Source organism: Desulfatitalea alkaliphila (assembly GCF_022968795.1).
Lineage (GTDB): Bacteria > Desulfobacterota > Desulfobacteria > Desulfobacterales > Desulfosarcinaceae > Desulfatitalea > Desulfatitalea alkaliphila.
Map to the genome: position 1 here is coordinate 1 of NZ_JALJRB010000056.1, position 3,334 is coordinate 3,334.

A 3,334-nucleotide genomic window follows, 5' to 3' on the forward strand; every position below is an offset into this window, starting at 1 on the left:
TGTAAGGAGTCTCGTTAGATGACCTAAGACAAGAAGAAAAATGTCAACTTGCGTTACCGGGATAGACAAGCCACAGGTATCGTTTCTTGAGAATCAGCAAGTAAGATAGCCCGCCAATTCATTGACCCCCCAGACCAAGCCAATCGAAGGTCCATTGATCGAAACAGATCTGTTCAGACAGCAGGAACCGCTCATGCCTTGGATCCTTTCCCCCCTTTGGGGGGGATAAAAGGGGGGGCATGTGCTATTGATCCGGTGAACCCTTTATTTTTACAAATAAAGACGGAGAATAGCCATGCCCCACCACTTGTTGAGTATCGTATTGGATCTGAATGAAATTGCCAAGAGAAATCAAACCGGCCCCATTGCCTGTCATTGGTGCAACAACCAGGACAACATCATCAAATACGGCACCTATCAGCGCTATGAATTTTCCGGCCAGGGCCAAATTCGCATTCAGCGGTTTTTTTGCAAAAGAGACCACTGCCGTCGGACGTTTTCCATCTTGCCGCATCCGTTTTTACGGTTCACCCGTTTTTCCCTGTGCCTGCTAACCGTATTGCTGCAATTGCTGGATCAACAGGTGCCCATTGCTCGGATCTGTCGACACATGGCCATCGGCCGCACCAGGGTTTATTGGGCCATCAAGAAGGGGCGTCGCATTTTGGACTGGATCGGAAAAGAGGCCAAAACCGAACCGGTTTGGGCACCTTTGCCGTGCATCGATCCGCCGGCGCACTGGTCGGATTTTATCCGCATGTTTGCCATGCAATTTTACCCCGAACGCTATGGCCCGGCGTGACCAACAGAACATAAAAGTTGTTTGTATACAATAGATTACGTACAGGGGATCAAACTTTTCAACAAAGGAGGTCCCCTTATGCAAGACGACAGACAGATGGTGCTGGCTTTGTGGCGTTACGGGATTATCAGCCCGCTTTTGCACCGCGATGCCAACGATGCCCGGTTGGGTGAAATGCTCACCGTTGTGTCCCAAAACCGTTATATCCATCCCCATGACGGCCGCTGGGTGACAGTATCGGCCGAAGCCGTCAGAAAGTGGCTGCACCGGTTCAACCACGGCGGTCTCGATGCGCTTTGCGACAAACAGCGCTCGGATAAGGGCACCCATGATGTTCCGGCATGCCTTGCCGATGCGATGTTTGAACTGCGCCGGGCGCATCCTCGCTGGACACTGGCGCTGCTGCTTGAGCAATTGGTCGCACACAGACTATGGGACGAAACCCGCCCGAGCCGATCCACCTTGTATCGCTTTGCCCGGGACAACAACCTGATGCGCGATCCCCACCTTATTGGCGCCGAGATACTGCGACCCTTTGAATTCGATAAGTTCGGTCAGATGTGGATCGCAGACTTCATGCATGGTCCCAAGCTGTATGCGGGCAAGAAAAAACACAAAAGCTACCTGCATGTCATCATCGATGATTGCACCCGCTATGTGGTCAGCGGCCGGTTTTATCCCTCGGAGTCGACGCAAAGCCTGATTGTCGAATTGATGACCGCCGTGCGGCGCCACGGCATCGCCCATCGGCTGTACACGGACAATGGTTCGGCCTACAACAGCCGCCACTTGAAAATCGTCTGTGCCAATCTGTCCATGCAGCAACCCCACACGCCTGTCCGGCGCCCCCAGGGCCGCTCCAAGGTGGAAAGATTCTTTCGCACGGTCAGAGAGCGGTTTCTTGCCAAGGAAAAATACAAAACCTTCGATGCGATCAACACGGCTTTCAGCCAATACCTCAACGATTATCATCACCGCCTTCACAGCACGTTGCAATGCTCGCCCATGCAAAAACGCCTCAGTGTCGACTCTGTGTGCCGGCAGGTGCCGGAAGTGGCCGATATCGAATCGCTGTTTCGCTTGAAACGCCGCTGCCGGGTCTACAATGATCAAACAATTCGTGTGCACAAAAGGGCCTTCGAGGTGCCCGGATGTCTGCCCGGCGGCCGGGTCACCGTTTATTACATGCCCTGGGACCTTGATCGCCTGTATTACGGTGATCACATGCAGTTGGCCAAAGCCGTGGACCTGACAGCCAATGCGTATCGCTTTGACAACCCGAGCTTTGCCCACAGATAGGAGACAAAAACCATGACCCCGAGCAACCACCAGAGCCTGGCCGAACACTTCGGCTGGAAGTTTCATCCCTTTGCAGATACCTGGCCCCTGGACCCACCTTATTACAGCCAGCGGGACCGGCGTATCGCCGACCAAGGCCTGCAGCTTTTGCAGCATGGAAAAAGCTTTGCCCTCACCGGTCCTTCCGGCTCCGGCAAATCCACCCTGGTTCAGCACCTGCTGGCCAACCTGGATCCCAATTACTACCAAGGGATTTACATCCATTACGGCGGTTTGCAAAGAACGGCGCTGCTCAAAACCGTCGGCGAACAACTCGGCGTGGAAACCAACACCCGGGCCGTGCCGCTTTTAGTAAAACTGCAAAAGCACATCGGCATGATGGCAACCGGCAAGCATCCGATCCATCCGGTGATCCTGATCGATGATGCCCAGCTACTCGAACGCGAGTCGTTGATGGACCTTTGCTCGTTGATTGTCTGCCCCCCCAAAAAGGCCACGGCTGCTTCCTTGATCATCGTCGGCGACGATATGCTCGCCAAACAGATGCAATTGGCGGTTATGACACCCATCCGCACCCGCTTGACAGTGAACTTTCGCATCGAGCCGTTGAGCCAAACCGAGACCGAGCAGTTCGTCGCCTTTCGAATTGGCTGTGCCAAAGCTCCCAAGGACTTGTTTGAAGCCGATGCCATGTCTCTGATCGCCGCTCACTGCCACGGCAACCGGCGACAGATCATGAACCTGGGGACATTGCTGCTAAGCGAAGCCTTTTACCGCAATGAAAAGTGCGTAAGCGCTGGGTTGTTTACCGATTGTGAGCTCATTGCATAGCGCAATGCACAACAACACAAAGGAGGCCATGCAATGCTTGACCCTGAGCAAGAGTATGAATATGAACAAAAGTGCGAGCTGATCGCAAGGCAAATTGAAATATTCGTCCTTGACCGCATCATCGCTGCTTTGGAAAGATTGAACGACAATCTTCAACCTGCTGATATGCTAAGCCAAACAACGAATGAGGATACCCAACCGTTTTAAATCCGGATGAAACAGAGGCGCACGAGGGGGGACTCCGGCGTCAAGGGATAATCCGGTGCGGTAGACTGGTGTCTACTATCAAAAGGGCTTGGCGCTGCCAGGCCCTTTCCTTTTTCATCGTCCTTCTTTGACCTGAGTGTTACGATAGTTAAAATACCGTGACATTACTTGGGGAGAATAGCGTGACAATCTACA

General features: G+C 53.2%; 4 protein-coding genes. All 4 read left to right on the plus strand.

The window, feature by feature from the left end:
- Positions 1–295: 295 nt before the first annotated feature.
- The 4 genes from MRX98_RS21515 (at position 296) to MRX98_RS21530 (ending at position 3,139) form a co-directional block, all read left to right on the plus strand.
- A complete protein-coding gene (locus tag MRX98_RS21515) occupies positions 296–802 on the plus strand; it encodes a hypothetical protein (RefSeq protein ID WP_246915135.1) in 507 nt (168 codons plus the stop codon).
- 78 nt (positions 803–880) lie between these two features.
- Complete coding sequence (locus MRX98_RS21520) at positions 881–2,101, plus strand: DDE-type integrase/transposase/recombinase (protein WP_246915138.1); 1,221 nt, start codon at positions 881–883, stop codon at positions 2,099–2,101.
- Between the two features lie 12 nt (positions 2,102–2,113).
- Positions 2,114–2,932 carry an ExeA family protein gene (locus MRX98_RS21525; RefSeq protein WP_246915141.1) on the plus strand — a complete coding sequence of 273 codons (819 nt, stop codon included), beginning with the start codon at positions 2,114–2,116 and terminating at the stop codon, positions 2,930–2,932.
- Positions 2,933–2,965: 33 nt separating this feature from the next.
- Positions 2,966–3,139 (plus strand): hypothetical protein, encoded by a 174-nt coding sequence (locus MRX98_RS21530; RefSeq protein WP_246915144.1) that lies wholly within the window; start codon positions 2,966–2,968, stop codon positions 3,137–3,139.
- The last annotated feature ends 195 nt before the right edge of the window (positions 3,140–3,334 follow it).

What these genes read in the sequence shown, in the direction of transcription:
- MRX98_RS21515 (WP_246915135.1), top strand. Translation starts at nt 296, where the DNA reads ATGCCCCACCACTTGTTGAGTATCGTATTGGATCTGAATGAAATTGCC.
- MRX98_RS21530 (WP_246915144.1), top strand. Translation starts at nt 2,966, where the DNA reads ATGCTTGACCCTGAGCAAGAGTATGAATATGAACAAAAGTGCGAGCTG.
- MRX98_RS21520 (WP_246915138.1), top strand. Translation starts at nt 881, where the DNA reads ATGCAAGACGACAGACAGATGGTGCTGGCTTTGTGGCGTTACGGGATT.
- MRX98_RS21525 (WP_246915141.1), top strand. Translation starts at nt 2,114, where the DNA reads ATGACCCCGAGCAACCACCAGAGCCTGGCCGAACACTTCGGCTGGAAG.